This is a genomic window from Roseicella aerolata, from assembly GCF_020523605.1.
GTDB lineage: Bacteria > Pseudomonadota > Alphaproteobacteria > Acetobacterales > Acetobacteraceae > Paracraurococcus > Paracraurococcus aerolatus.
Map to the genome: position 1 here is coordinate 1 of NZ_JAJAQI010000034.1, position 26,418 is coordinate 26,418.

A 26,418-nucleotide genomic window follows, 5' to 3' on the forward strand; every position below is an offset into this window, starting at 1 on the left:
CGAGCAGAGGGCGGCGGCAGATCAAGGGGGCTGAGAATGCCAGCGGGAGACATCGGCTCGATATGGTGGCGATGGGCCGGCACCCGGCCCGTTGTGTCGGCCCCGCGCTGATCTGCCTGTTTATTTCGTGTTCAGATTTTTAGCCAGGAATTCATCTCACAGACGGCGTTGGCTGGGTGAGCCGATGCGCGTGCCTGCCGTGGTCAGCGGTGCATGATCTTCTCCCTGATGAGCAGGTGGCGCAGAAAGTCTGCATCGGGGTCTTGCCCTGGCATCACCTGCCCAGGTGCGGTCTTCGGCTGTTGCGGTCGGCAACCCGGTGTCCATACAGGCCGAGCATCCGACAATGCCTTGGCTGCAGATATCAGGCGGCCGCGGGCCGTGGTGATGCGGGGGGGCGGGGCTGCTGCGCCAGCGCCGGGATCGGCCCGGCCAAGGCCGGTGTCATGTCCTTGACCGCCGAGCTGAGATGGCGGGACGCCATCGATCTCCGTCGGACTCCGGCGGGTCGAACCGACCCTGCCTGGGACGGTTGCGCCTGCGTCGCGGCCAGCTTAGTCTCGGCGCCAACGAACATGAATCACAGGGGGCCTCCGTCCCCGTGGCCGGGAAGCGCAAGCGCGATCGGTTCGCGGGATACTGCTTGATCCCTGTGCACGCTTTGGTTTGGTTGACGCAGGGAAACGTCCGAGGAACCAATGACCAATCGCGACAAGAATGAGCGTATCGTCCACGAGATCGGCGGCGCGGCGATCCAAAGACGGCATATCATCCGCGCGGGGATGGCGGGCGCGTCGCTCGCCGCGGTGGCCGGCCTCTCGACGGGCGCGCAGGCGCAGAGGGCGGAATTCCGCTTCCGCATGCAGTCCTTCCTCGGGCCGGGCACGACCGAATGGGACGTCCTCGTGCCCCGCTACGTGAAGCGCGTGGCCGAGCTTTCGAACGGGCGCATCCAGATCCAGGCCTTCCCGCCGGGCGCGCTGGTACCGACCTTCGAGATGCTGGACGCGGTGGGCAAGGGCGTCGTCGATATCGGCTATGGCGCGCAGGTCTATTGGCGAGGCAAGATCCCCTTCACGCTCTGGACCTGGGGCATCCCCTTCGCTTTCTCGGCGCTCGACCACTACGACTACCTCTGGCACGAAACCGACCTGCTCGGCATCGTCCGTGCTGCCTTCGCCAAGCACAACGTGCATTTCCTCGGGCCCATCTATTCCGATGAGTGGGGCGCCACGATGTCGCGGCGGGAGTTGCGCCGGCTCTCCGACTTCAGCGGCGTCAAGATCCGCAGCTTCGGCCTCGGCGCCGAGATCTGGAAGGCGCAGGGGGCCAGCATCGTCACGGTCCCCGGCGAGGAGCAGTACACCGCGATGTCCACCGGCGTCATCGACGCCTCGAACTGGGGCTCGCCGGACGGCTTCGTGGCGGTGAAGCTGCATGAGGTCGCCAAATTCTATCTCGGTCCCTCCATCATCAAATTCGACATGGAGGACCAGTTCATGAGCATGCGGGCCTACAACCGCCTGCCGGACGACCTCAAGGCGGTGATGAACCTGGCGACCCGCATCTACGCGGTCGAGCGCGCCACGACGTCCACGATCAACAGCGCGAAGGCCGTGGGTATCATGCGACAGGCGGGGGTCAAGTTCGCCGCGCTGCCGCCCGAGGACCTCGACACGATGAAGAAGATCTCGAGCGAGGCTCTCGAGCGCATGGCGGGGAAGGACGAGGACACGCAGCGCGTGCTCAAGATCATCTCCGACACGCGCGATATCCTCGGCCTGCGCCCTGCCGAGATCTGATCGCGGCTGACCGTTTCGAGACCCCTGCCGCGCAGGCCATCGGGGGCGGCTCTCCGGAGCCGCCTCGCGCTGCGCACGCGCCCTTCCCAAGGATCATGCAATGAGAGCCTACCGGCTCGCCGTCCAGGCGATCGAGGCGCTGAACGGCGCCATCGGCCGTGTGACGGCCGTCTCCCTCCTCGGCCTGATCGGGTTGGTTGTCTGGGAGGTGTTCCAGCGCTACGTGCTGCAGGCACCGACCACCTGGAGCAACGAGCTCGTCGGCTATGTCTTCGCCGGGTACATCCTGCTCGGCGGCGGCTACACGCTGCTGCACCGCGATCACGTGGCGATGGACATCGTCTATGCACGGCTCAGCCCGCGTGCGCAGGCGACGCTCGACGTCCTGACCGCCGGCTTCGTCATTATCTACTGTGTCGTGCTGCTGCGGGAGACCGCGGTGATGACCTACGAGGCCTGGGAGACCGGGCAGCGCGCCAATTCCGACTGGAGCCCGCCGCTGTTTCCCGTCTACCTCGTCCTGCCGGTCGGCGCGGCGCTGATCCTGCTGCAAGCACTCGCCAAGCTCGTGCGCGACCTCCACATGGCCTTCACGGGGCAGGTGCTGCTTCCCGAGCCCAGGAGTATGGCTGGAGAGGAGCCGGCGCTGTGAGCATCGAACTCATCACCGTCCTTCTCTTCGGCTCCTTCCTTCTCCTCATGGTGGCCGGCGTTCCGCTGGTCTTCTCACTCGGCGGCTCCGCGGTCATCGGCACCTACTTCCTGTGGGGGCCGGACGCGCTCTACGCCGTCGGCATCCGTACCTTCAGCTCGGCCACCAGCTTCGTCCTGCTGGCGATCCCCATGTTCATCTTCATGGGGGCGATGCTCGAGCGCTCCGGGATCGCCAGCGATCTCTACGCGATGATGCAGAAATGGCTCGGCGCGGTCCGCGGCGGCCTCGCCGTCGGCACGATCTTCGTCTGCACCATCTTCGCCGCGCTGGTGGGGGTCAGCGGCGCCGCCACCGTGACCATGGGGCTGGTGGCGCTGCCGTCGATGCTGAACCACAAATACGACAAGGGCATCAGCCTCGGCAGCATTGCCGCCGGCGGCGCGCTCGGCGTGCTGATCCCGCCCAGCGTCCTCATGATCGTGCTCGGCCTCTACACCAACACCTCGGTCGGGATGCTGTTCATGGGCGGCATCACCGCGGGCCTCGTGCTCGTCACCCTGTTCACCATCTACATCCTGGTCGTATCCGCCATCTGGCCGCATCTCGGCCCGGCGGTTCCCGAGGACGAGCGCGCGAGCTTTCCGGAGAAGCTGGCGGCGCTGCGATCGGTCATCCTGCCGATCATGCTGGTCGTGGTCGTGCTCGGCAGCATCATCGCCGGCGCGGCGACGCCGAGCGAGGCGGCCGGCCTTGGGGCCTTCGGCGCGATGCTCTGCGCCCTCGTGAAGGGGCGGCTGACCTGGGCCACCGTCTACGAGTCCTGCAAGATCACGCTGCGGCTGAGCTGCATGGTCATGTGGATCGTCTTCGCGGCCGCGATCTTCACCTCGCTCTACGCCGCGGTGGGTGCCGACCAGCTGGTGCGCGACGCGCTGTCCCTGCTGCCCGGCGGCAGGTGGGGCGTGCTGATCGGCATGCAGGTGATCTGGCTCATCATGGGATGCTTCCTTGATCCCATCGGCATCATGATCCTCACCGCGCCGCTCTTCTTCCCCATCGCAACCCAGCTTGGCTTCGATCCGGTCTGGCTGGGCGTGCTCTTCGTGGTGAACATGGAAATGGCGTTCCTTACGCCACCCTTCGGCTTCAACCTTTTCTACATCCGCAGTGTGGCGCCGCCGAATGTGAGCATGGCGGATATCTACCGCTCGGTTGGGCCCTTCGTGGCGCTCCAGGCGCTGGCGATGGCGCTGATGATCATCTTCCCGGAGCTGATCACCTGGCTTCCCTACACGCTGATGCGCTGACGGCCCCATCCGCCCGGCGCGCCCCGGGCCAAGTCGGGCGGAGGTCGCGATGGTCGCAGCTGGGCCTTGGTGCATCCCGTCGGATGCGCCCCGGGATTGGATCGTCGCCAAGGGCATGGCGGCCGATCTTCGGCGTCGACGTGCCGGGCGCTGCCAAAATTGGGACGGCGAGTGCTCGCAAAGCTGCTCATGCAGCGGGATCCACCGAAGCGGGTCGGCCGGGAGCGTCAGCAATCGGGCTTTCTCCTGAGATTCGGGGGCAAGTTCCGTGAGAGGACCGGCAGCCCCGCTGGCCGCAGCAGCATGGCAGGCGGCGAAGCGCTTGCGCCGCTGGCCGCGCCAGGCCCGGCGCAGGCCGGCATGATGCGGGCCCGCAGGGCTAGCGCCTGTGCCGTCCCGCCCCCCAGCCTGGCGCGGTCAACCGCGGTCAGGCTGATTGGAACACCATGCGGGCTGGGCATCGGCGCCTCCCGGCCAAGCGGCCGCACTACAGCGGATCGCGTTCCTGTCTGAACGCCCATCCGCTGGTGCTCTTTGCTTTTCGAGCAGAGCCTCGCTCCCGGGCGTTCACGCCCGTCCGCGATCTGCTCTATCCCAGTCCGCAACTCGTGCCCGGCCAGATCAGGCGGATGCCGCAGGCCTGGCGCCCGGGTGAACCGCTGTTCAGCATGTGCTAACTGATCCCGTCTAGGATCGGCTGCACCACCCGCGGGGCAAAACGCGACCGCCTACTTTGCAATCCGGTTTTCCGGATGTCGCAGCGGAGATGCCGATCATGCCCCAGTCAACCGAATTTCGCGACCCATTGCCGCGAGTCTGGGATCCTGCATCCCGCATCGGCGACATGCTGCACGGCAAGCGCGGGTTGGTCGTCGGGATCGCGAATGATCAGAGCATTGCCTATGGATGCGCCGCGAAGCTGCGCGCCTTCGGTGCCGATCTCGCCATCACCTACTTGAATGCGAAGGCGGAGCGCGTGGTCCGACCTCTGGGCATGGATCTGGGCGCAGACCTGATCCTGCCTCTCGATGTCGAGCAGCCAGGCCAGATGCAAGCCGTTTTCGATCGGATCGGCGACGCCTGGGGCGGGCTCGATTTCGTCATTCATTCCATTGCCTTTGCGCCCCGCGCGGATCTGCATGGACGCGTCGTTGATGTCTCGCTTGATGGCTTCCAGCAGGCCATGCGCGTCTCCTGCTACTCCTTCATCGAGATGGCACGGCTCGCCGAGCCGTTGATGCGCCCGGGCGGCAGCCTCGTCACCATGTCCTATTACGGAGCGGACAAGGTTGTCGGGAACTACAACCTCATGGGACCGGTCAAGGCGGCGCTGGAGGCGAGCGTGCGCTACCTCGCCCATGATCTGGCGCCGCGCGGCATCCGCACCTATGCCGTCTCGCCCGGCCCGCTGAGGACCCGCGCCGCGGGCGGCATCGCCCGTTTCGACGACCTGGTCGAGAGCGCCGTCCAGCGCGCGCCGGCACGTCGCCTGGTCGATATCGCAGAGGTCGGGCGGGTCGTCGCCTTCCTGGTCGGCGGCGCCGCCTCCGGGATAACCGGCGACACGATCTTCGTGGATGGCGGCCTGCACAACGTCGCTTGAACCGGAGGCATTCCAGCATGCGCAGAAGCATCAGCGCGGCCGAGGCAGCCGCCATGATCCCGGACGGAGCCAGGCTGATGATCGCTGGCTTCGTCGCCGTCGGTTCTCCGGAGCGGATCATCGACGCGCTGGTCGCGCGCGGCGCGCGCGACCTCACCGTCATCGCCAATGATACGGCGCGGCCCGGTCTCGGCATCGGCAAATTGGTCGAGGCGGGCTGCGTCGCCCGCGCGATCGTCTCCCATATCGGCACCAACCCGGTGACGCAGAAGAAGATGCTGGCAGGTGAGCTCGAGGTGGAGCTGGTGCCGCAGGGGACGCTGGCCGAGCGCGTTCGCGCCGGCGGCGCCGGCCTCGGCGGCGTGCTGACGCCGACCGGCCTCGGCACGCTCGCTGCCGAAGGCAAGCAGGTGATCGAGGTCGAAGGCCGGCCCTACCTCCTCGAGACGCCGCTGCGGGCCGATTTCGCGCTGCTGCATGCGCAGGAAGCCGATCACGAGTTCAATCTGACCTACAGGCTGACGGCGACGAACTTCAATCCGCTGATGGCCATGGCGGCGGAATGCGTCATCGCAGAGGCGGTGGAGACCGTGCCGGTCGGCGTCATCCCGCCCGATGCCGTGCGGACGCCGGGCCTCCTGGTCGACCATCTCCTGGAAAGGGCGCACTGATGGACGCCAGGGAGATGATCGCGCGGCGTGCCGCACTGGAACTGCGCGACCGCACCCTCGTCAATCTCGGCATCGGCCTCCCGACGCTCGTGGCACGCTTCGTGCCGCACGGCCTGCGCGTGGCCTTCCAGAGCGAGAACGGCATCCTGGGCTTCGGCGCCCGCCCGCCCGAGGGCATGGAGGACCCGAACCTCACCGATGCCGGCGGCGGCTTCATCAGTGCCGAGCCGGGCGCCGCCAGCTTCGACAGCGCCATGTCCTTCGCGCTGATCCGTGGCGGGCATCTCGACATGACGGTCCTGGGCGGCCTGCAGGTGGATGCGGCGGGCCGGCTGGCGAACTGGATGGTGCCCGGCCAGCTCGTCCCCGGCATGGGCGGCGCCATGGACCTCGTCACCGGCGCGCGCCGCGTCATCGTCGCCATGCAGCATGCCGCGCGCGGCGAGTCGAAGATCGTGCCCAGGCTGAGCCTGCCGCCGACCTCCGAGCGGCGTGTCAGCCTGGTCATCACCGACCTGGCAGTCATCCAGCCGACGCCGGAAGGGCTGCTCCTGCGCGAGCGCGCGCCCGGCATTCCCGTCATGGCGATCATCGCTGCCACCGCCGCCCCGCTGATTATCCCGGGCGAGGTACCGGAAATGCCCCTGGACGGCCCCGCGCGGGCGGCCGCTTGAGGCGGGAGGAAAGGCACCATGGACAAGCGAGTGCTGGTCGGCCATTGCTGGGACGAGTTGCGGCCCGGCCAGAGCGCAAGGCTGGAGCGCGCCTGCACCGCGAACGACCTGCTGGTCTTCGCGCATGCCTCGGGCAACCACAATCCGCTGAACCTGCCCGGCCTCAACGAGGCGGAAGAGGAGCGCGAGCCGATCGCGCCGAGCATGTGGGGCGGGTCCCTCTTCTCCGCCGTGCTCGGCAACCTGCTGCCCGGCCCGGGGACCGTCTATCTCGGCCAGACGCTGCGCTTCCATGAGCGGGCGCATCCCGGCGACATGCTGGTGGCGGAGGTGACGGTACGCGCCAAGCGGCCGGGCCGCGTGGCCGAGCTCGACTGCCGGCTCACGCGGAGCGACGGGACGCTGATCGCCGAGGGCATCGCCGAAGTCCTTGCGCCGGAGCGGCCCGTCATTGCCGAGGATGTCGTGCTGCCGGACCTGGCACTGCGGCGCCGCGGCAAGTTCGACCGCCTGCTCGCCGCCTGCCGCGGCCTGCCGGCCATGCCCACCGCGGTGGTCGCGCCGACGGACGAGCCCTCGCTCGCAGGCGCGCGGGAGGCGGTGCAGGAAGGCCTGATCGAACCCCTGCTCGTGGGACCGGCCGCGGCAATCCGCGCCGTGGCCGCGCGCATCGGCTGGGACCTGGCCGGCGCCCGGATCGAGGACGTCGCCGATCCGCATGCTGCGCCCGCGCGTGCCGTCGCCATGGTGCATGAGGGCGCCGCCCAGGCGATCATGAAGGGCAACATCCATTCCGACGAGGTGCTGCACCACGTGACCAGGGCGGAAGGCGGGCTCCGTGCCGGCCGGCGCATCAGCCATGCCTTCGTGCTCGACGTGCCGGGACGGGAGGGGCTGCTGCTGGTCACCGATGCGGCCATCAATATCCTGCCGGATCTCAAGACCAAGGCCGACATCATCCAGAATGCGATCGACCTGTCGCACGCCATCGGCCTGCAGCAGCCCCGCGTGGGCATCCTCTCCGCGGTCGAGACGATCAACCCCGCCATCCCCTCCACCCTCGATGCCGCCATCCTCGCCAAGATGGCGGATCGCGGGCAGATCACCGGCGGGCTGGTGGACGGGCCGCTGGCGATGGACAATGCGGTGGATCTCGGCGCGGCCCGCATCAAGGGCATTGCCTCGGAGGTTGCCGGCCGCGCCGACGTGCTGGTCGCGCCGAACCTCGAGGCCGGCAACATGCTCGCCAAGCAACTCGTCTTCCTCTCGGGCGCGGAGACGGCGGGGCTCGTCGTCGGTGCGCGGGTCCCAGTGATGCTCACCAGCCGTGCCGACGACGCGCAGGCCCGGCTGATGTCGGCCGCCCTTGCCGTGCTGTTCAGCCACTGGCGCAGAAGCCGGGGATCGTGCCCCGCGGCCGGGAGGGCCGCATGAGCGACCTCATCCTGGTCCTGAATGCCGGCTCCTCCTCGATCAAGTTCGAGGTCTTCGAAGGATCGGCGCTGCGCCTCCTCTGGTTGGGCCAGATGGAAGGCATCGGCGCCGCGCCGCATTTACTTGTCCGCGATGCCGCCCGTCGCAGCCTCGCCGACCGGCGCTGGACGACGGATGACGCGCCCGGGGACCATGCGGCTGCGCTCGGTATCATCATGGACTGGCTGAAGGGCGTCATGACGGGCCGGCGGGTCTCGTCCATTGGCCACCGGGTCGTGCATGGCGGTCCCGACTTCGCGGCGCCGGTCGTGATCACCGCGGCGGTGCTGCGCCGCCTGGAGGCTCTGGTCGCTCTCGCGCCGCTGCACCAGCCGCACAACCTGGCCGGGATCCGGGCGGCCATGGAGCATTTCCCCGGCGTGCCGCAGGTGGCCTGCTTCGACACCGCCTTCCACCGCGGCCATCCCTGGGAGGCGGACAGCTTCGCCCTCCCGGTCGAGTTCTACGACCGCGGCATCCGGCGATACGGTTTCCACGGCCTGTCCTACGAATACATCGCGCGACGCCTGGCAGCCGAGGATCCGGCGCTCGGGCGCGGTCGCCTCGTCGTCGCCCATCTCGGCAATGGCGCGTCGCTCTGCGCCATTCGCGACGGCCGGAGCCTGGACAGCACCATGGGCTTCACCGCGCTCGACGGCGTGCCGATGGGCACGCGCTGCGGCCAGATCGACCCGGGCGTGGTGCTGCACCTGATGCAGGCCGAGGGCATGACGCCCGCCGAGGTCGCCCGGCTTCTCTACAAGGAGAGCGGTCTGAAGGGCCTCTCGGGCCTCAGCCAGGACGTGCGGGATCTCGAGGCCAGCGACCGGCCCGAGGCGTCGCGCGCCCTGTCCTACTTCGCCTGGCGTGTCCGGCGCGAGATCGGCGGCATGGCCGCGGTGCTGGGTGGGCTCGACGCGCTCGTCTTCACCGCCGGCATCGGGGAGAACGCGGCGGGACTGCGGGCGAGGATCTGCGACGGCCTCGGCTTCCTCGGCATCAGCCTCGATCCGCAGCGGAACGCCAGGGGGGCGGCGGAGATCTCCGCGACTGCCACAGCCGTCAAGGTCCTGGTCCGCCACACCGATGAGGAACGGATGATCGCCGAGCACGTGCTGGCCACCCTGGCCGCCGGCCATGCTGCCGCTGCCTGACGGACATCCGAAGCTGCGCGAACCCGATACAGAGGCGTCCCATGGACACGAGATTCGATATGGTTGCGGCTGACCTGCCTGGCGCAGGCGTCCTCTCCGGGGCGCTGAGACAGCAGCAGGTGCTGACGCGGGTCGCCGGCGAGCAGGCGCGCACCCTCTGGCCACGGCTCGGTCAGCGTGCCGCCGCGCCGCTCCGGCCGCTGCCCGTGAAGCCTCCCCTGAACCTGTGGCAGGACGCCCTGGCCTACGGCATCGACAGCCTGCAACGCCAGGTGCTGTTCTGGGATACGATGCGGCGTGCCGGCAACGGCCTGCTCGAACACGAGCGGCGCGGCTGCCCGCCGGTGCTCGCCTTCGAGTACGACATCGTGATGGACGGGCGCAGCCTGGCGCGTCCCGTCAACTATGCCCTGGTGCGGATCAGGGTGCCCGACGGGTGCCCGTCCACTGATCCCATGCTGCGGCCCTTCGTGGTGATCGATCCCCGCGCCGGGCACGGCGCCGGGATCGGCGGCTTCAAGACCGACAGCGAGGTCGGCGTCGCGCTGCGCGCGCGCCACCCGGTTTATTTCGTCATCTTCTTCCGGGACCCGGAGCCGGGGCAGACCATCCTTGACGTGACCGCGGCCGAGCGGGAGTTCCTGCGCGAGGTGATGGCCCGCCATCCCGAGGCGCCGAAGCCCGTGGTCCTCGGGAACTGCCAGGGAGGCTGGGCGGCCATGCTGCTGGCCGCCACCGCGCCCGAGCTGGTGGGACCGCTCGTGCTGAACGGGGCGCCGCTGTCCTACTGGGCCGGGCGCACCGGCCGGGCCGCGATGCGCTACATCGGCGGCCTGGCTGGCGGCAGCTGGCCGGTGGCGCTGCTCTCGGACCTCGGCAATGGCCGCTTCGACGGCGCGCATCTCGGGCTCAACTTCGAGGCGCTGTCGCCTGGTAACACCTGGTTCCGGAAGTATTTCGACATCTATTCCAAGGTGGACACCGAAGCCGAGCGCTTCCTGGAATTCGAGCGCTGGTGGAGCGGGCTGTTCCTGATGAACGGCGCGGAGATCCGCTGGATCGTGGAGAACCTCTTCGTCGGCAACCGCCTCGCGCGCGGCGGGATCGTCTCGGAGACGGGTGAGCCCATCAGCATCCGTTCCCTGCATTCGCCGGTTATCGTCTTCGCCTCCGAGGGCGATCACATCACCCCCCCGGGGCAGGCGCTGCGCTGGATCGCCGATGTCTACCGCGACGAGGACGACATCAAGGCGGCCGGGCAGACCATCGTCTACCTGCTGCACGACACCGTCGGGCATCTCGGCATCTTTGTCTCCGCGAGCGTGGCCCGGAAGGAGCACAGCGGGATCGCCTCCATCCTCGAAGTGATCGAGGCGGTGGCGCCCGGCCTCTACGAAATGCGCATCACCGGCACGGAGGAGGAGGGATATCAGGTCGATCTGCAGGAGCGGAGCCTGGCCGATGTGCGCGCCATCTCCGGCGACGATGCCGCGGCGGATGCCTTTGCCGCCGTTGCCGAAGTGTCGGGGGCGGCCAGCCGGGTGTACGATGCCGGCGTCGCGCCGATCCTCCGTCCGATGGTGACCGAACCGGCCGCCGAACTCGGCAGAAGGCTGCACCCTCTGCGGCTTCGCCGCTACGTGGTGAGCGACGCCAATCCCGCCCTCGCGGCATTGCCAGCCCTGGCGGAAGCGGCGCGCCGGGCCCGGCGGCCAGCACCGCCCGAAAACCTGTTCCGGCAGATGGAGCAGATCTGGGCCCAGCAGGTCGAGCATACGCTGGATACCTGGCGCGACCTGCGGGACGGGGCGACCGAGGCCCTCTTCTTCGGCGCCTATGGATGGCTGGCCGCCTTCGGCATCGGCCGGAGCGCCCGTGAGCCGGCCGCAGAGGCACGACCGGGCGCCACGAGGGAGGTCGACACGACCGGCTTGGCGGCCCGCTGCCGGGAAGGCGGCTATGCCGAAGCCGTCATCCGCATGATGTTGCTGCTGGCCCGGGCACGGGGCGGCGTCCGGCGCTCGAAGCTGGAACGGTCCAAGTACCTCCTCAGCTCGCAACTGCCCTTCGCAGCCATGTCCGAGACAGGCCGGCTGGAGCTTATCCAGACCCAGACCAGGTTGGTCTCGCTTGCGCCCGAGGAGTGCCTGGCCAGCCTTCCCGTATTGCTGCCCGCACCGGAGGAGCGAAAGCGGGCGGTTGACGTCGTCCAGCAGGTCGCCGGCCCCATGGAGGACCTCGACGACCGGACGAGAGAGATGCTCCGTCGCATCCACGCCGTGCTGGGTTTCGAATGCCTGGAACTGGCGGAGGCGATGTGAGCACAGGCTGACTTGCCCGACCCGCAGGGATGCTGCTCCGGCTCCCTCTCTGCCGTCATGGCCATTGGGGCGGAAGGGCCATGCCGAGAAGCGGAGGATTGGCGGCTCATCGCGACCGCCGAGGCGTGAGGACGAGCCAGAACCACGCCACCCCGGCCGTCCGGGAACCGGCTGCCGCCGAGGCGTCTGCCGAGCCGGCGGTGCGCGGCATCCGGCGCGCCCCCGCAAGCAGTTTCGGGCCGGGGAGAGGATCCGCATTCTGCCGGCGGGCCTGCATGGCGAGGAGAGCGTCGCCGGGCTGCGCCGGCGCGAGGGGATCGCGGAGAGCCCGTACTACGCTTGGTCGAAGGAGATCCTTGAAGCCGGACAGTGACGGTTCGCCGGCGGCACGGCCCCGTGCTACGGCCACCGGCAAGTCGAAGCCCTGGGCCAAGAAGCGTGCAGCCTGCTCACGCCGGAGCAGGGAACAGCGGCATTCCAGGCGGCTGCATCAGCCGCCTAACGGTGCCCGCGGAGGCGGCTCTTCCGCAGAAAGCGTGGAAGAAGGCTGTCGCAGCGTCCACCGCCGGGACCGGGCGAGGACCGAACCCCGGTTCCTCCCTGGCACCCTCAGGCTTCAACGCTTCAGGCCGCGGCAATGCGAAACGGCGGAGACAGCGCCTACAGGCCGGTTCCACGATTTCTGCGGAAGAGCCGCGGAAGCGGGGGAGGGCCGCGGGATGTCGAGCTCATCTCATGGTGATCGGCACTCGGCATCCGGCAGCGGGCAGCCGACAACCAGGGGCGCGATACTGCGCGGGAAGGCCCGAGTCCCAATCACGGTGCCGGGGCGGACCGCGGGTCGCAGGGGCACGGTCCGGGCCTGTCGCCCCGCCGCGGTAAGGCAGGCGCCGTGCCGGCGCTGCCGAAGGCGATCCGGGGCGGCGGACCGGCGTTGCTCGGGGCCAGACGCAGCGCATCGCAGCATGAGGAGGACGTCACCCCTGCCGCCGACCCCAGACCCGCAAGCGAGTGGCCGCTCCCTCACGCCCGAGCAGGCCGTCGGGCGCCTCGAGGAGATGCACGGGGCCGCCGTGGAGGCGATGCGCATCGCCCTCAGGCGCTTCCTGGCCGGCGGGCCGCCGCCCGATGCCGCGGAGCGGGCGCGGTTCCGCTATCCCGAGCTCCGGCTGACCTATGACCCGAGCGGTGTCGAGCCGCCCGCCACGCGCCGGGCCTGGGCGAAATTCCAGGCCGCCGGCGCCTATGCCGTCACCGTCACCCAGCCCGGCTTCTTCCGGCCCTACCTGCTCGAGCAGCTCCGGCCACTGACGGAGGACTTCAGGGCCAGCATCGAGGTGGGCCCGAGCGGGCAGGAGATTCCCTACCCCTATGTCCTGGAGCGCGGCGACGAGCTCGACGGCAACGGCGTCGCCGCGGCCAGCCTCGCCCGGCATTTCCCCACCCCCTCGCTCGCGGCGGTGGGCGATGAGGTGCCGGACAGCCTCTGGCGGTTCGAGCCCGGGCAGCCGCGCCCCCTCGCATTGTTCGACGCCGTCCGGGTTGACTACTCGCTCCGACGCCTGGTCCATTACACTGGCACCGACTGGCGCCGGGTGCAGCCCTGGATCCTGCTGACCAATTATCACCGCTACGTGGACCAGTTCGTCCGCTGGGCGCTGGCGGAACTCGCCGCCGCGGACAGCCCCTGGCAGCGCCTCGTCCTGCCCGGCGGCGTCGAGGTGGAACGCGGCGGCGACCCGGCCGCGGCGGAGGCCCTGGCCGCCTCCGCCCTCTGGCACCGCTACCAGATGCCGGCCTATCACCTGATGCGGCGGGATGGGACGGGCGGCGTCACGCTGGTCAATATCGGCGTCGGGCCGTCCAACGCCAAGAACATCACCGACCATCTGGCGGTGCTGCGGCCGCATTGCTGGCTCATGGTCGGGCATTGCGCCGGCCTGCGGCAGTCGCAGGCGATCGGCGACTATGTGCTCGCGCATGGCTATCTGCGGCGCGACCGCATCCTGGACGACCTGGTGCCGCCCGAGATCCCCGTCCCGGCGCTGGCCGAGGTGCAGGTGGCGCTGCAGGAGGCGGCGGCACGGGTAACGGGCGAGCAGGGCGAGGACCTGAAGCGGCGGCTGCGCACCGGCACGGTCGTGACCTATGACGACCGCAATTGGGAACTGCGCTGGTCGCGGGAGCGGCGGCGCATCAACCTCTCCCGCGCCATCGCGGTGGATATGGAAAGCGGCACGCTGGCGGCCCAGGGCTACCGCTTCCGGGTGCCCTATGGGACGCTGCTCTGCGTCTCCGACCGGCCGCTGCATGGCGAGATCAAGCTGCCCGGCACCGCGAGCGCCTTCTACGAGCGCGCCGTGGGCCAGCACCTCACCATCGGCCTTGCCACGCTCGACATCCTCCGCGGGCAGCTCGCCTCCCTGCATTCGCGCAAGCTGCGCAGCTTCGACGAGCCGCCCTTCCGGTGAGCGGCGCCGTGGCGGGGATGCGAGAGAGCCGATGATGCCGGCCGGCATGGGGCCCGGCGTGCAGCCGCCATCGGCGGCTGAGGCTGCATCGGCGTGGCGGCAGTGATGCGGGACAGCATGATGCGCGCCTTGCGCATCCTGACCTACAACGTGCGCCGCTGCGTCGGCGGCGACGGGCGCGCCGACCCGTCGCGCATCGCCGAGGTCATCGCGCGCCACGCGCCCGACATCGTGGCGCTGCAGGAACTGGATGTCGGGCGCGCCCGCACCGGCCATGTGGATCAGGCCCATGCCATCGCGCACCACCTCGCCATGGCTTTCCATTTCCATCCGGCGATCACGGTGGAGGAGGAGCGCTATGGCGACGCCATCCTGACCGCGCTGCCGGTCCGCCTGGTGAAGGCGGGGCCGCTTCCCGGCCTGCCGCACCGCCCCCGGCTGGAGGCGCGCGGCGCGCTCTGGGTCGCGGTGGATCTCGGCGGTGGAGTCGAATTGCACGTGATCAACACGCATCTCGGGCTGCGCGCGGCCGAGCGCGAGGTGCAGGTCGAGGCGCTGCTGGGCGGGGGCTGGCTCGGCCATCCGGAATGCCGCGGGCAGCGGGTGGTGCTGCTCGGCGACTTCAACGCCATGCCGCGCTCGCGCGCCTATCTGCGGCTGGCCGGACGGCTTCGCGATGCGCAGCGCGCGCTGCCGGAACACCACCGGCCGCACCCCACCTTCCCCGCGCGCTGGCCGATGCTGCGCATCGACCACGTCTTCCTCGGCGAGGGGATCGAGGCGCTGCGCGCCGAGGTGCCGCGCGGCATGCCGGAGCGCGTGGCCTCCGACCACCTGCCCCTCGTCGTGGACCTGCGGATCGCCACCACCGGCCCGGCCTGAGAGACCCAACCGCCGCAGGACTCGGCGGGCGCTTGCGTCGCAGGCTCAGGCGTGGCGCCAGCCTGCTGCCCGACGAACACGGGATCCTGCCCTGTGGAGGTTGACCGGCGGCCTGAATGTTCCGTTCGCGCCGGGTGCCCGAACGGCGCCGCCGTCGGTGGGGCGCGGCCAGGCTCTGCGGAGGACACCGCCCGGCGATGGAGGGGCCGTTGACGGGCCAGCATCGACGGCCGCTGGCATGGCCGCGGCGCCGGGCCCGCTCCGCTCACCGCCGGCGCCAGGGTCGCCAGGCATCGTCCGGGCCACGGGGATCGCCCAGATGGAACCGGGCCACCAGCGCGCCGAAGGGGCCGGCCCGACCGGGGCGGATCGGGCGCAGCCGCCGGCGCGTGTCGGGTACGCCGGCCTCCAGCGCCTCTATGCCGCGGATCAGGCCGCCGCCCGCCGCGAAGGCCACCCTGGCGGCTTCGGTGTCCAGCCCGACATAATGGCCGATCAGGTGGTGGCGGAACCGCCGGATCGCCGCCTCCACGCGCGTGCCCTCCGGCCCGTCCGGCGCCTCGGCGACGAGGTCGCATTCGGTGTCATAGCCGCCGGAGCGGTTGTTCAGATTGGCCGAGCCGACCCGCAGCAGGCGGTCGTCGATGATGGCGACCTTGGAATGCACGATGATGATGCGGCCGTTCGGCGTCCGCGGGGCATAGGCACGGAAGCGGCCGCGGCCGGCATCGGCGGCGATCAGGCGCGCGATGAGGACATCGCGCGGCGCATCCATGGTCATGCGGTCGAAATAGCTCGGGCTCTCGCCGGAGACGACCAGCGCGACCTCCGGCCCGTCCGGCTCGGCGAGGCGCGCCATCAGGGCTTCGGCGAGGCATGGGGAGGCGAAGTACTGGTTCTCGAGATAGATGAAGCGGCGGGCCGCCGCGATCGCCGCGAGGTGCAGCGCCTCGGCCTCCCGTGCCGGCGGGTTGTGCAGCCAGGCTGGCTCGGTGCGGGTGACGGCCATGGGGACCCGGGTGAGGTCGGGGCACAGATCCTGTGGCCAGGGGTCCGTCGCCGCCGGTGGTGGCGGGGCGACCCGCTCCCCCGTGGCGTGGCGCCAGCGCTCGCGCGCCAGGGCGCCGAGCGCCGCGGCCGGCGCGCCGTCCACCATCATCGTGACCTCATGCCGCGGCGGGTGGCCATTGCCCGAAGGCATGACCCGGCGGGGATCCTCGTCCAGATGCGCCGGCGTGTCCCAGCGATTGGCGGCGAAATCGCCCCCGCTGCAGAAGGCGACCGCATCATCGATGACAAGCAGCTTCTGGTGATGGCAGGCCCCGAAGGGCAGCGAGGCATCAAGGCGGCAGCGGACGCGGCCGCCCGCGGCCCGGAACCAGTCCGGTGCCCGCCGCGGGAACAGCCCCTCACGGGTGGCAAGGAGCGGCAGCGGCATGTCCCAGACCAGCACGCGGATATCGAGGTCCGGGCGGCGCTCGGCCAGGGCATTCAGCAGGGGGCCGATCGCATCCGGCCAGGGCTCCGCCTGGCTGTCGCCTGCATCCGGGCACAGCCGGGTGCGCGGGTCGAAGTCCCAGCCCAGCAACAGGATCGAATGCCGGGCGCGCAGCATCGTGGCCCGCGCGGCGGCGAAATAGTCGGCGGTGTCGAGCAGCAGCGACGCGCGTTCCGCCAGGCCGGCCTGCCAGCACGTCATGCCCGGCCGGAGCAGCGATGTGGTCGCGGCCGTGGTCGGGGTGTCAGCCGCCGGAACGGCCCCGGGCCGGAGAGTGCTGAGGCTGGGCACCGATCTCCCGTTGACCGTTATGGTTCGTCGATCTGCATGAGACACGTTTCCCCCGCGTGAGTTCCCCGGGATTGGCGCCTTGGCGGGATCGTGCCCATTCCGGGCCGGCGAGCATTCCATGGCGTCATCCCTCGCGCCGCCGCCGGCGCCACCAGGTGGTCAGCAGCGACAGCACCGCCAGCCCGGTCAGCGGCAGCAGCACCGATGGGGAGAGGACCGCCGACAGGTCGGGCGTCTCGCCATGCGCGAAGATGTCGTCGAGCCCGGCGCCCAGGCTGGCAAAGACCGCCGTGCCCGGCAGGATACCCAGCGCCGTTCCGGTGGCGAAGGGCAGCAGGCGCATCCCGACCAGGGCGGGTGCGATGGTACCCAGCCAGTAGGGCACGATCGGGAGCAACCGGAGCGAGAGCAGGTACCAGCCGCCATCGCGTTCCAGCCCCGGCCGCAGCGTCTCGACCAGGCGGCCGGCATGGCGCGCCACCACCGGGGCCAGCGCCGACCGGACCGCGAGGAACAGCAGGCAGGCGCCGGTCGTCGCCGCTGCCGCCGCGAGTGCCGTGCCGAGCCAGAGGCCGAAGAGCAGGCCGCCCGCCATGGTCAGCACGGGGCCGGCGGGCACCGCCAGGGCAATCGCCCCGGCATAGGTCCCGACATAGAGCAGCGCCGCCGCGACCGGCCTCGCCGCCACCAGTTCAGCCAGCGCCCTGCGGTATTCCGCCAGCGCGGCGAGCGAGAGCTGCCGGTGCAGGCCCAGCGCGAAGATCAGGAGGATGGCCGCCAGCAGCAGCGCCAGCGGCCAGAACCGGCGCAGGCCGGGCCGGCCTGCAACCCGGCTCGGCGCCCTGGCCGCCTTTCCGGGATGCCCGTGGGCCTGGAGTCCCGAGCCTTCGGCATCGGCGGAGCCCTGTCGCGGTCTGGCGGCCATTCTCCCGCTTCCCTGGAGGTGGGAAATGGCCCGGCCCTGGCGGGGCGCCGCCGGCACCGTGGTCCATCCCGGTCAGTCGAACACCGCCGCGGGTGGCCGGGTGCGCGGACACGGCAAAAAGAGGCCGGGCGCCCGCCCTGCCTGCCGGAGGTGCCGACGATCCGCAGGCGGCCGGGCGGGGGCGTTCGGGCGGCGATGCGCGCCGGCGATGCGGGGGTGGACAGCGCCCTGGCCGAGCGCACCATCGGGTTTCTGCTCTCTCGTCGCGAGGGTGCGCTGTTCGCGTCCGGGGAGGATGGCAGGCGCCGCCGGGACGACATCGCGTCTCTGGCGGAGATCTGCGGGATGGGCGGCGCCCATCCGCTGGTCCGCCGGCCCGCCCGCCGACGCGGTTTGCCCATGGCTGGCGCCGGAACCGCCTTGATGAGGCATGCCCTGCCCCGGGCAGCCGCATCCCGTGCCGCCGGGCGAGCCGCGCCGGGATTCCGGTCCCGCGGAACCCATGACGGCCGGCCCGGTTTCGCAGGCATACCGTCCCGGAAGGAGTGGTGCATGCGCAGGCGGGCGGCAGCCTGGATCGCGATCTACCTGCTTCTGGTGCTTGCACCGCAGGCCGTGCTGCTGCTGGGCGAAGTGCCGCCCGGCCGGGAGTTCTGGTGGGATTTCTCCATGGCGCTTGGCTTCGCCGGCATGGCGATGATGGGCGTCCAGTTCGCCCTGACCGCAAGGCTGCGGCCTCTGACCGCGCCCTTCGGCATCGACATCATCTACCTGTTCCATCGCTACCTCGCCTGGATCGCGCTCGCCCTCGTCCTCGTGCATTTCGGGATCCTCTGGCTGGGCTACGAGGAGGCGCTCGGCCCGACGATTGACCCGCGGGAGGCGCCCTGGGAACTGACGGCCGGGCGGGCGGCGCTGGTGCTGTTCGCGCTGGCGGTCATCACCTCGGAATGGCGCAAGCTGCTGCGCCTCGAATACGGGCTCTGGCGCTACGCCCATGTCGCCCTCGCCACGCTCGGCTTCGCCGCGGCGGTCGCGCATATCCTGGGCATCGGCTACTTCACCGCCGCGCCGGTCAAGCGCGTGCTGTGGCTTTCCGTCACGCTGGTCTGGGTGCTGCTGCTGGTCTGGGTGCGGGTGGCCAAGCCCTGGGAGCAGAAGCGGCATCCCTGGCGCGTCGTCGCGGTGCGGCCGGAGCGGAACGACACCTGGACCCTGGCGCTGGAGCCGGATGGCCATGCGGGCCTGAAGGGCTTCAGCCCCGGGCAATTCGCCTGGCTGACGCTGCGGGGCTCGCCCTTCGGGCTGCGCGAGCACCCCTTCTCCATCGCCTCGGCGCCCGAGGACCTGCCGCGCATCGAGTTCGGCATCAAGGCGCTTGGCGACTTCACCGGCCGGATCGGCGAGATCCGGCCGGGGGAGGTGGCCTATCTGGATGCCCCCTATGGCGTCTTCTCGATCGACCGCGTCCCCGACGCGGCGGGCTTCGTCGGTATCGTCGGCGGCATCGGGGTGACCCCGATGATGAGCATGCTGCGCAGCATGGCGGCGCGGGCCGACCGGCGACCGGTCTGGCTGTTCTACGGCAACAAGACCTGGGAGAAGGTCGTTTTCCGGGAGGAGCTCGAGGCGCTGCGGAGCCGCCTCGACCTCAGGCTGGTGCATATCCTGGAGGAGCCGCCGGAGGGCTGGCAGGGCGAGACCGGGCATGTGACGCGCGAATTGCTGGAGCGCCACCTGTCGCCCGAGCTGCGCCCGCGGCTGCACCATTTCCTGTGCGGCCCGCCGCCCATGACGGCGGCGGCGGAGAAGGCCCTGCACGAGCTCGGCCTCCCCGCCCACCGGGTGCAGACCGAGGTCTTCGAGCTTGTCTGACCGGGCCGGCATGGCCGGCGCCATGGTTCAGGCAGGGCAATCCGCGGGCGAGCCGCCATTCGCGCCCCGTCCGTGCCGGGGCTTTCGGCCCCATGAGGAGAGGCATCGATGCGCCGCAGGATCGCGTTCCGCCTGGCCATGCTCACCGGCGCCCTCGTCGTGCTGATGGCGTTCGGCTTCGCCGTGCTGCGGTAGAGCAGATCGCCTGAGGCCGTGAACGAGCGAAGGCGTGAATCCGCCCTGTCACCGGGAACCTGCAGCGGATGGCGCCATGCCTGGACGCCATCCGCTGGTGCTCCTTGTTTTTCGAGCAGATTCACGCTTCCGGACGTTCACGCCCGTCCGCGATCCGCTCTGGCCATGGCGGGGCCTGCGCCCTTCCCCGGCTCTCCGCCCCCGTGCTAGGCCCCGCCGCATGACCCGTCCTTCCGGCCGCGCCCCCGACGCGCTTCGCCATGTCGTCCTCGAGCCGGGCGTTGCCCGCCATGCCGAGGGTTCCTGCCGCATCCGCATGGGCAATACCGAGGTGCTCTGCACCGCCTCCGTCGAATCCCGCGTGCCGCCCTTCCTGCGCGGCAGCGGCCAGGGTTGGGTGACGGCGGAATACGGCATGCTCCCCCGCGCCACCCACACGCGGGGAGACCGGGAGGCGGCGCGCGGCAAGCAGTCCGGCCGGACGCAGGAGATCCAGCGGCTGATCGGGCGCTCGCTGCGCGCCGTGACGGACCTGAAGGCGATGGGGGAGATGTCCATCACCCTCGATTGCGACGTGCTGACGGCCGATGGCGGCACCCGCTGCGCCAGCATCACCGGCGCCTGGGTGGCGCTGCACCTGGCATTCCGCCACTGCCTGAAGATGAACGTCATCGCCCATATGCCGCTGAAGGACCAGGTGGCGGGCGTCTCCTGCGGGCTGTGGCAGGGGGAGCCGGTGCTCGACCTCGACTATGACGAGGACAGCAAGGCCCAGGCGGATGCCAATTTCGTGCTGACGGGCAATGGCGGCCTGGTCGAGGTGCAGGGCACCGCGGAGGGCGAGCCGTTCAGCGAGGCGCAGCTCATGTCCCTGCTGAAGCTTGCCCGGCACGGGACGGACCAGCTCTTCCGCCAGCAGCGCGCGGCCGTGGGCATCGGCTGATGCCGCACCGGCGCCTGGGACCGGGCCGGCTGGTCCTCGCCAGCCACAATGCCGGCAAGCTGCGGGAGGTCGCGGCGCTGGTCGCGCCGCATGGCATGCAGGTGGTCTCGGTGAAGGAGCTGGGCCTGCCGGAGCCGGCGGAGACGGAGAACAGCTTCCTCGGCAATGCCGCCATCAAGGCGCTGGCCGCGGCGCGCGCGGCCGGCCTGCCCGCGCTGGCGGATGACAGCGGCTTCTCCGTGGCGGCGCTGGGTGGCGATCCGGGCGTGCGCACGGCGGACTGGGCGGAGCTGCCCGGCGGCGGGCGGGACTATGCCATGGCCATGGCGAAGGTGGCCGCGCTGGCAGGCGGCCATCCCGATCGCCGCGCCTGGTTCACCTGCGCCCTCGTCCTCGCCTGGCCGGACGGCCATACGGAAGGGTTCGAGGGGAAGGTCCACGGCACCTGGGTCCACCCCCCGCGGGGCGAGCGCGGCTTCGGCTACGACCCGATGTTCATCCCGGACGGCCATGCCGAGACTTTCGGGCAGATGGACCCGGCGGAGAAGCACCGCATCAGCCACCGCGCCCGCGCCTTTGCCCAGCTGGCCGAAGCCTGCCTGCCCCGGCCTGGAGCGGATCGCGTTCAGAACTGAAGGCCAGTCCGCTGCAGGCCGTTGCCTGTAGGGCAGAGTCACGCGGCCGGGCGTTCACGCCCCTCCGCAATCCGCTCCAAAGCCGCTGTTGCCGAGGACCCGGCCAGATCCGGCGCGGCAGACCGCCCCCTAGAGCAGATCGCCGGCGGCCGTGAACGACCGAAGGCGTGACTCTGCTCGGAAAACAAGGAGCACCAGCGGATGAGCGTTCAGTTCTGAACGCAATCCGCTGTAGCTGACGAGACGCCGTATTGCAGCCTGCGCAGCGGGTGCCGCGGTTGAAGGCTGGCCCTGCCAGACCGTGTCGCGCGGCCTGAAGCCGTGCCGCCCGATCAGCCGAGCTGCGTTGCAGGTCTCGCGGAACTCGAGCAGGACCTGGCGCGGCGTTTCGCCGGTGCCGAAGGGCCGCGCCCCGAGCAGCTTTTCCTGGCGGGTACAGATGAAGCGCTCCGCGCGGTCATTGCCCCCGGCGCAGGGGCGAAGGCGGACGAGCTCTCGATGCCGGGGAAGCGCAGCTCCGCCTGGAAGGCGGGGGACATGTGCTGGCTGCCCTGGCCGTGGGGGCTGGGAGGATCGAGCGGCGAGGACGGCACCTCCACCCTGGTCATCGTCCACTCGGCCAGCGCCGGGTTCACCCTGCGGACGGCCCCGGCCGAGGCAAGCCGTTCCTGGCCGCACCCGGGGTAGGGGGAGGAGTTTCGCCCTGCGCGCGCTCAAATAAACTTGATATCAACTAATACGCGAGAAAGCGCCCTCCGGACAGGAGGGCATGATGCTGACCGTAAGGATCTCCCAGGATGCGTGGCAGGGAAGCGCGCAGTACACGATCACCGTCGACGGCACGCAGATCGGCGGCGTACGAACCGCGAACGCGTCGCACTCGGCCGGCAAGTACGACACCATCTCGATTCCCGGGATCGGCGCCGGGCCGCACAAGGTCGCCGTCAAGTTCCTGAACGACGCCTGGGGCGGCACGGCCGCCACTGACCGCAACCTCTATGTGGACGGGATCTATCTCGACGGCGTCAGCCAGGGCGTGAGCGCGAAGCTCAGCACCACCGGCACGCGGGACTTCAGCATCGGCACTAGCGGAGGGCAGGGCGTCGCCTATGTCGGCGAGCAGATCCTGCCGGCCGGCTGGAAGCCGGACGTCGTGGAGTCCTTCAACAGCGGCAAGGGCATCTTCTCACACAGCTGGGGCCCCGGCGTGGACACCAGCGTGAAGGGCCAGCTCACCATCCGCTCGACCTGGGACGACAAGGACAGCGGCGCGATGGTCAAGCCGGCCGGCGCCGAGAAGGGCTTCGGCTACGGCCTCTACAGCTTCACCGTCAAAGCCGAGGGACATATCGGCCCCTATGCGCTGCTCTGGCCCAGCACCGACAAGTGGCCTGGCCCGGAGCTCGACGTGCTCGAGATCCTCTCGAACGGTCAGCCCTACAGCACCGTGCACTGGAAGAACGCGAGCGGCGGCGACAGCTACAGGAGCAATATGTGGAACGGCGTCGATGAGACGCAGAAGCACACCTACTCCCTGCTCTGGGAGCACGGGCGGCTGACAGGCTTCGTGGACGGCAAGCAGATGTGGACGACGACCAGCAATGTGCCGAAGGACTACGCCCATGGCGGCGAGAACCTGGCGCCGAGCCTCGGCATGCAGACCAGATGGAACAATGGCGAGCTGGGCGGGAAAAACTGGATCACGGCCTATGAGTTCTCCTATGCCGACATGAACCCGCTGGGCTGATCCCGACCCGGGCTGCCCGAAGCGCGGCAGCCCGGGCTCCGCTCCGACGGCGCGGCACTACAGCCGTGGATTCAAGGCCGGGACGGAGGCGGCTCGAACCGGTGGCTGGCCGGATGGGAGGCAGGCGGGCCCGCGACGCATGGCGGCGTCCAGGCTTTCCCCACCGGAAAGCCCCGGGTCGATGAGGGCCGGCAGCCTGCCTCCACCATCCCGCAGGCGCCTGGATAAGCACGCGAACCCGAACAGGATCCCTGTCAGCTCGGTGGAGAACACGGCCGCCGATGCGCGCAGTGTTTCTGGTATAGCCGGACCCCAGGGCAGGCCGGGGGAGCGGGATGCACGAGGGAGACGTACAAGGCCCGGGCGCGATACCTGAGGCGTCAGCATGCTTCGTGGTGGTCGTTCAGGGCTCCACGCCCTGGGCCGGCGTGGTCGAAGGCATCGATGGCGTGAAGGAGGCGCTTCTGCAGGTCCTCTGGAAGGATCCCGGCGAGGCGGCGCTCGAGGCGGTCGCGTCCCTCCTCTCGTCGCTGGAGGAGCCGGCGGCATGGGCCAGGCACGGCTCTGGTGATGGCCGGCCCTACTGGCACTGCTGGTTCGGGTATGAGCGGGGCTCGGTTACGATCCAGCGCCTGACCGTGCCGCTGCAGTCAGAGGTGGCCATGCGCCGGTTGCGTTCCACCCTGGGCGAGATCACCGGCGTGCTGGCCGATTGCGCCGAGGAACTCCGGCAGCTCACGAATGCCGCGGCCCGGGCGGGGGCTTTCACACCGCGCCATCCCGGTCAGGGCTCCGCCTGAGGCGCCGGATCAGCGAACCGGGGCGAGGCGCCCCTGCCTGCCATGCCGCCCCCGTTCCGCGTCCATGCCGCCTTGCGGGCGACCGCTCAGCCTCCCTCCCCGCCGTTGCCCTAAGGCCGGCGCGTGCCGATCATCGCCCGGGCATCAGGAAGGACCGTCCATCATGACCCGGTCGGTGATCGGCGACGCGCCCAGGCGCTCGGAGGACCTGCGCTTCGTGACCGGCCAGGGGGCCTATCTCGACGACCTGCCCATGGGCAGGCTCGCCCATGCCGTCCTCCTGCGGTCGCCGCACGCCCATGCGGGTATCGACCGGATCGAGACCGCCGCCGCCCTTGCCGCACCCGGCGTGCTGGCGGTGCTGACGGCCGCCGATGCCAGGGCCGATGGCCTGCAGCCGCTGCGACCGACGGTCGAGGTCAATGCCCATACCGGCGAGCCCTTCGCCTTCCTGCCGCAGCCCCTGCTGGCCGAGGGCAAGGTGCGCCATGTCGGAGAGCCCGTGGCCCTGGTGGTCGCCGAGACCAGGACCCAGGCCCTGGACGCCGCCGAACTGATCGAGGTCACCTATACCGTCCTGCCGGCCGTCACCACCGCCGAGGCCGCGCGTGCGCCCGGCGCGCCGCAGATCGCCGAGGGCGTGCCCGGGAACACCTGCCTCGACTGGCACTGGGGCGACCAGGCGGCGGTGGAGGCGGCCTTCGCGGGCGCGGCGCACCGGGTCTCGGCCCGGCTGCACAACCATCGCGTCGTCACCAGCCCGATGGAGCCGCGCGGCGTGATCGGCGCCTGGGACGCCGCAGCCGGGCGCTACACGGTCACCCTCTCCAGCCAGAACATCCATGCCAACCGCGACCAGGCAGCCCGCGCGCTGGGGGTGCCGCCCGCCGCCATGCGCTTCCTCGCCCCGGATGTGGGCGGCGGCTTCGGCGCGAAGAACTTCGCCTATGCCGAGCACGCCCTGATCCCCTGGGCGGCACGCCGGGTCGAGCGGCCGGTGAAGTGGATCGCCACCCGGGCGGAAGCCTTCCTGAGCGACCACCAGGCGCGCGACCATCTGGCGGAGGCGGAGCTGGCCCTGGATGCCGAGGGCCGCTTCCTGGCGCTGCGCGTCCGCAGCGATGCCAATATCGGCGCCTACCTGATCGGCGGCACGGGCGCGGTGCAGACCAACCAGTACGTCCACCTCCAGGGCAGCGTCTATGCGATCCCGGCCGTTGCCCTGCAGGTCCGGGCGGTCCTGACGAACACCGTGCCGGTCGGCGTCACCCGCTCGCCCGGCTATGCCGAGGCCATCAATCTTCTGGAACGCCTGATCGACATCGCCGCGCGCCGGTGCGGCTTCGACCGCATGGCCCTGCGGCGGCGCAATTTCGTGCCCCCGGACGCGATGCCGATGGTGACGGCCGCCGGGATCACGGTCGATAGCGGCCGCTTCCGGGAGAGCTTCGACCGGGCGCTGCTGCTGGCCGACCTGCCGGGCTTCGCCGCGCGCCGCGCGGCCAGCGCGGCGCAGGGGAAGCTGCGGGGCCTCGGCTTCGCCTATCACATCAAGGGCACCGGCGGATCGCCGCAGGAGAATGTCGAGATCCGCTTCGAGGCCGACGGCAGCATCTCCCTGGTCACCGGGACCCAGACGATCGGCCAGGGACACGAGACGACCTTCCCGCAGATCCTCGCCGACCGGCTTGGCGTGCCGAATGCGCTGATCCGGCTGCGGCAGGGGGATACCGACCTGATCCCGACCGGCGGCGGCCATGGCAGCTCGCGCGCCACCTATATGGGCGGGACCGCGATCTGGCATGCGGCCAAGACGGTCATCGCCAAGGGCAGGCGCATCGCCGCGGCGACGCTCGGCGCCACGGAGGCCGAGCTGCGCTTCGAGGCGGGCGTGTTCTCCATCCCCGGCGGCAACCGGGCGATCGGCCTGATGGAGGCTGCGGCGCTGGCGCGGGAGGCCGGGACGCCGCTGGACACCTACCACCACTGGACGCGCGAGCACATGACATTCCCGAACGGCGCGCATGTGGTGGAGGTGGAGATCGAGCGCGAGACGGGAGCCGTCGCGCTGGTCCGGCATGCGGCCGTCGATGATTACGGCGTGCTGGTGAATCCGGTCATCGCCGCCGGCCAGGCGCATGGCGCCATGGCGCAGGGGGCCGGCCAGGCCCTGCTGGAGCAGGCGGTCTACGATCCCGCTTCGGGGCAGCCATTGACCGGCTCCTTCCTGGACTACGCCCTGCCCCGCGCCGCCGACCTGCCCTCCTTCGTGCTCGACTTCCATGCCTCCCGCTGCACGACCAACCCGCTGGGGGTGAAGGGCGCGGGCGAGGCGGCGGTCGGCGGGATCTTCCCCGCCATCGGCAACGCGATCCTGGATGCGCTGGCGCCCCTCGGGGTGACACGCTTCGATGGGCCGGCGACGCCCGAGCGGATCTGGCAGGCGATGCGCAACCCGGCCTGATGCCTCATCCCGATCGCACGGCTTCCTCAGCC

General features: G+C 70.5%; 20 protein-coding genes. 18 read left to right on the plus strand and 2 right to left on the minus strand.

The features are described from left to right. Positions 1 to 698 precede the first annotated feature (698 nt). The 11 genes from dctP (at position 699) to LHA35_RS19615 (ending at position 15,013) form a co-directional block, all read left to right on the plus strand. Positions 699 to 1,802: a TRAP transporter substrate-binding protein DctP gene (dctP, locus tag LHA35_RS19565; protein ID WP_226611248.1), complete on the plus strand. Its 1,104-nt coding sequence runs from the start codon at positions 699 to 701 to the stop codon at positions 1,800 to 1,802. A 100-nt stretch (positions 1,803 to 1,902) separates the two neighbouring features. Next, positions 1,903 to 2,454 (plus strand): TRAP transporter small permease subunit, encoded by a 552-nt coding sequence (locus tag LHA35_RS19570; protein ID WP_226611250.1) that lies wholly within the window; start codon positions 1,903 to 1,905, stop codon positions 2,452 to 2,454. Next, positions 2,451 to 3,764, plus strand: a complete 1,314-nt coding sequence (locus LHA35_RS19575) for a TRAP transporter large permease (RefSeq protein ID WP_226611252.1) — start codon at positions 2,451 to 2,453, stop codon at positions 3,762 to 3,764. Before LHA35_RS19570 ends, LHA35_RS19575 begins: the two co-directional genes overlap by 4 nt. 766 nt (positions 3,765 to 4,530) lie before the next feature. Beyond that, positions 4,531 to 5,367 carry an enoyl-ACP reductase FabI gene (gene fabI / locus LHA35_RS19580; protein ID WP_456316088.1) on the plus strand — a complete coding sequence of 279 codons (837 nt, stop codon included), beginning with the start codon at positions 4,531 to 4,533 and terminating at the stop codon, positions 5,365 to 5,367. Positions 5,368 to 5,384: 17 nt separating this feature from the next. After that, on the plus strand, positions 5,385 to 6,038 hold the full coding sequence (locus LHA35_RS19585; protein WP_226611254.1) for a CoA transferase subunit A: 654 nt from the start codon (positions 5,385 to 5,387) through the stop codon (positions 6,036 to 6,038). Next, positions 6,038 to 6,712 carry a 3-oxoacid CoA-transferase subunit B gene (locus LHA35_RS19590; RefSeq protein WP_226611257.1) on the plus strand — a complete coding sequence of 225 codons (675 nt, stop codon included), beginning with the start codon at positions 6,038 to 6,040 and terminating at the stop codon, positions 6,710 to 6,712. The genes LHA35_RS19585 and LHA35_RS19590 overlap by 1 nt, the downstream gene beginning before the upstream one ends. 18 nt (positions 6,713 to 6,730) lie before the next feature. Next, a complete protein-coding gene (locus LHA35_RS19595; protein WP_226611259.1) occupies positions 6,731 to 8,146 on the plus strand; it encodes a bifunctional enoyl-CoA hydratase/phosphate acetyltransferase in 1,416 nt (471 codons plus the stop codon). Then, positions 8,143 to 9,339 carry an acetate/propionate family kinase gene (locus LHA35_RS19600; RefSeq protein WP_226611261.1) on the plus strand — a complete coding sequence of 399 codons (1,197 nt, stop codon included), beginning with the start codon at positions 8,143 to 8,145 and terminating at the stop codon, positions 9,337 to 9,339. Before LHA35_RS19595 ends, LHA35_RS19600 begins: the two co-directional genes overlap by 4 nt. 41 nt (positions 9,340 to 9,380) lie before the next feature. After that, complete coding sequence (locus tag LHA35_RS19605; RefSeq protein ID WP_226611263.1) at positions 9,381 to 11,660, plus strand: DUF3141 domain-containing protein; 2,280 nt, start codon at positions 9,381 to 9,383, stop codon at positions 11,658 to 11,660. 965 nt (positions 11,661 to 12,625) lie between these two features. Continuing rightward, positions 12,626 to 14,131: an AMP nucleosidase gene (locus tag LHA35_RS19610; RefSeq protein ID WP_226611265.1), complete on the plus strand. Its 1,506-nt coding sequence runs from the start codon at positions 12,626 to 12,628 to the stop codon at positions 14,129 to 14,131. Between the two features lie 120 nt (positions 14,132 to 14,251). Next, entirely contained in the window at positions 14,252 to 15,013 is a 762-nt protein-coding gene (locus LHA35_RS19615; protein ID WP_226611267.1) for an endonuclease/exonuclease/phosphatase family protein, read from the plus strand. 265 nt (positions 15,014 to 15,278) lie between these two features. Here the strand turns inward: LHA35_RS19615 and LHA35_RS19620 are convergent, their stop codons facing one another. Continuing rightward, a complete protein-coding gene (locus tag LHA35_RS19620) occupies positions 15,279 to 16,712 on the minus strand; it encodes a phospholipase D-like domain-containing protein (RefSeq protein ID WP_226611269.1) in 1,434 nt (477 codons plus the stop codon). Positions 16,713 to 16,926: 214 nt separating this feature from the next. Further along, on the minus strand, positions 16,927 to 17,727 hold the full coding sequence (locus LHA35_RS19625; protein ID WP_226611271.1) for a TVP38/TMEM64 family protein: 801 nt from the start codon (positions 17,725 to 17,727) through the stop codon (positions 16,927 to 16,929). 552 nt (positions 17,728 to 18,279) lie between these two features. Between LHA35_RS19625 and LHA35_RS19630 the strand changes: the two genes are divergently transcribed. The 7 genes from LHA35_RS19630 (at position 18,280) to LHA35_RS19660 (ending at position 26,386) form a co-directional block, all read left to right on the plus strand. Next, complete coding sequence (locus tag LHA35_RS19630) at positions 18,280 to 19,602, plus strand: ferredoxin reductase family protein (RefSeq protein ID WP_226611273.1); 1,323 nt, start codon at positions 18,280 to 18,282, stop codon at positions 19,600 to 19,602. 415 nt (positions 19,603 to 20,017) lie between these two features. After that, a complete protein-coding gene (gene rph / locus LHA35_RS19635; protein WP_226611276.1) occupies positions 20,018 to 20,740 on the plus strand; it encodes a ribonuclease PH in 723 nt (240 codons plus the stop codon). Beyond that, a complete protein-coding gene (locus LHA35_RS19640; RefSeq protein ID WP_226611277.1) occupies positions 20,740 to 21,375 on the plus strand; it encodes a non-canonical purine NTP pyrophosphatase in 636 nt (211 codons plus the stop codon). The genes rph and LHA35_RS19640 overlap by 1 nt, the downstream gene beginning before the upstream one ends. Before the next feature lie 321 nt (positions 21,376 to 21,696). Further along, positions 21,697 to 22,062 carry a hypothetical protein gene (locus LHA35_RS29080; RefSeq protein WP_408902365.1) on the plus strand — a complete coding sequence of 122 codons (366 nt, stop codon included), beginning with the start codon at positions 21,697 to 21,699 and terminating at the stop codon, positions 22,060 to 22,062. 85 nt (positions 22,063 to 22,147) lie between these two features. Further along, positions 22,148 to 23,122 carry a carbohydrate-binding domain-containing protein gene (locus tag LHA35_RS19650; RefSeq protein ID WP_226611280.1) on the plus strand — a complete coding sequence of 325 codons (975 nt, stop codon included), beginning with the start codon at positions 22,148 to 22,150 and terminating at the stop codon, positions 23,120 to 23,122. A 395-nt stretch (positions 23,123 to 23,517) separates the two neighbouring features. Beyond that, positions 23,518 to 23,922: a hypothetical protein gene (locus LHA35_RS19655; RefSeq protein WP_226611282.1), complete on the plus strand. Its 405-nt coding sequence runs from the start codon at positions 23,518 to 23,520 to the stop codon at positions 23,920 to 23,922. 163 nt (positions 23,923 to 24,085) lie between these two features. Beyond that, the gene (locus LHA35_RS19660) at positions 24,086 to 26,386 is read left to right on the plus strand and encodes a xanthine dehydrogenase family protein molybdopterin-binding subunit (RefSeq protein WP_226611284.1); all 2,301 of its coding nucleotides are present in this window, start codon (positions 24,086 to 24,088) and stop codon (positions 26,384 to 26,386) included. Positions 26,387 to 26,418 lie beyond the last annotated feature (32 nt).

Bases quoted from the DNA above. Each gene is read 5' to 3' on its own strand.
- LHA35_RS19590 (WP_226611257.1), top strand. From the start codon at position 6,038: ATGGACGCCAGGGAGATGATCGCGCGGCGTGCCGCACTGGAACTGCGC.
- rph (WP_226611276.1), top strand. From the start codon at position 20,018: ATGACCCGTCCTTCCGGCCGCGCCCCCGACGCGCTTCGCCATGTCGTC.
- LHA35_RS19605 (WP_226611263.1), top strand. From the start codon at position 9,381: ATGGACACGAGATTCGATATGGTTGCGGCTGACCTGCCTGGCGCAGGC.
- LHA35_RS19610 (WP_226611265.1), top strand. From the start codon at position 12,626: ATGAGGAGGACGTCACCCCTGCCGCCGACCCCAGACCCGCAAGCGAGT.
- LHA35_RS19570 (WP_226611250.1), top strand. From the start codon at position 1,903: ATGAGAGCCTACCGGCTCGCCGTCCAGGCGATCGAGGCGCTGAACGGC.
- LHA35_RS19620 (WP_226611269.1), bottom strand. From the start codon at position 16,712: ATGACGTGCTGGCAGGCCGGCCTGGCGGAACGCGCGTCGCTGCTGCTC.
- LHA35_RS19630 (WP_226611273.1), top strand. From the start codon at position 18,280: ATGCGCAGGCGGGCGGCAGCCTGGATCGCGATCTACCTGCTTCTGGTG.
- fabI (WP_456316088.1), top strand. From the start codon at position 4,531: ATGCCGATCATGCCCCAGTCAACCGAATTTCGCGACCCATTGCCGCGA.
- LHA35_RS19640 (WP_226611277.1), top strand. From the start codon at position 20,740: ATGCCGCACCGGCGCCTGGGACCGGGCCGGCTGGTCCTCGCCAGCCAC.
- dctP (WP_226611248.1), top strand. From the start codon at position 699: ATGACCAATCGCGACAAGAATGAGCGTATCGTCCACGAGATCGGCGGC.
- LHA35_RS19625 (WP_226611271.1), bottom strand. From the start codon at position 17,727: ATGGCCGCCAGACCGCGACAGGGCTCCGCCGATGCCGAAGGCTCGGGA.
- LHA35_RS19600 (WP_226611261.1), top strand. From the start codon at position 8,143: ATGAGCGACCTCATCCTGGTCCTGAATGCCGGCTCCTCCTCGATCAAG.
- LHA35_RS19660 (WP_226611284.1), top strand. From the start codon at position 24,086: ATGACCCGGTCGGTGATCGGCGACGCGCCCAGGCGCTCGGAGGACCTG.
- LHA35_RS19615 (WP_226611267.1), top strand. From the start codon at position 14,252: ATGCGCGCCTTGCGCATCCTGACCTACAACGTGCGCCGCTGCGTCGGC.
- LHA35_RS19595 (WP_226611259.1), top strand. From the start codon at position 6,731: ATGGACAAGCGAGTGCTGGTCGGCCATTGCTGGGACGAGTTGCGGCCC.
- LHA35_RS19585 (WP_226611254.1), top strand. From the start codon at position 5,385: ATGCGCAGAAGCATCAGCGCGGCCGAGGCAGCCGCCATGATCCCGGAC.
- LHA35_RS19650 (WP_226611280.1), top strand. From the start codon at position 22,148: ATGCTGACCGTAAGGATCTCCCAGGATGCGTGGCAGGGAAGCGCGCAG.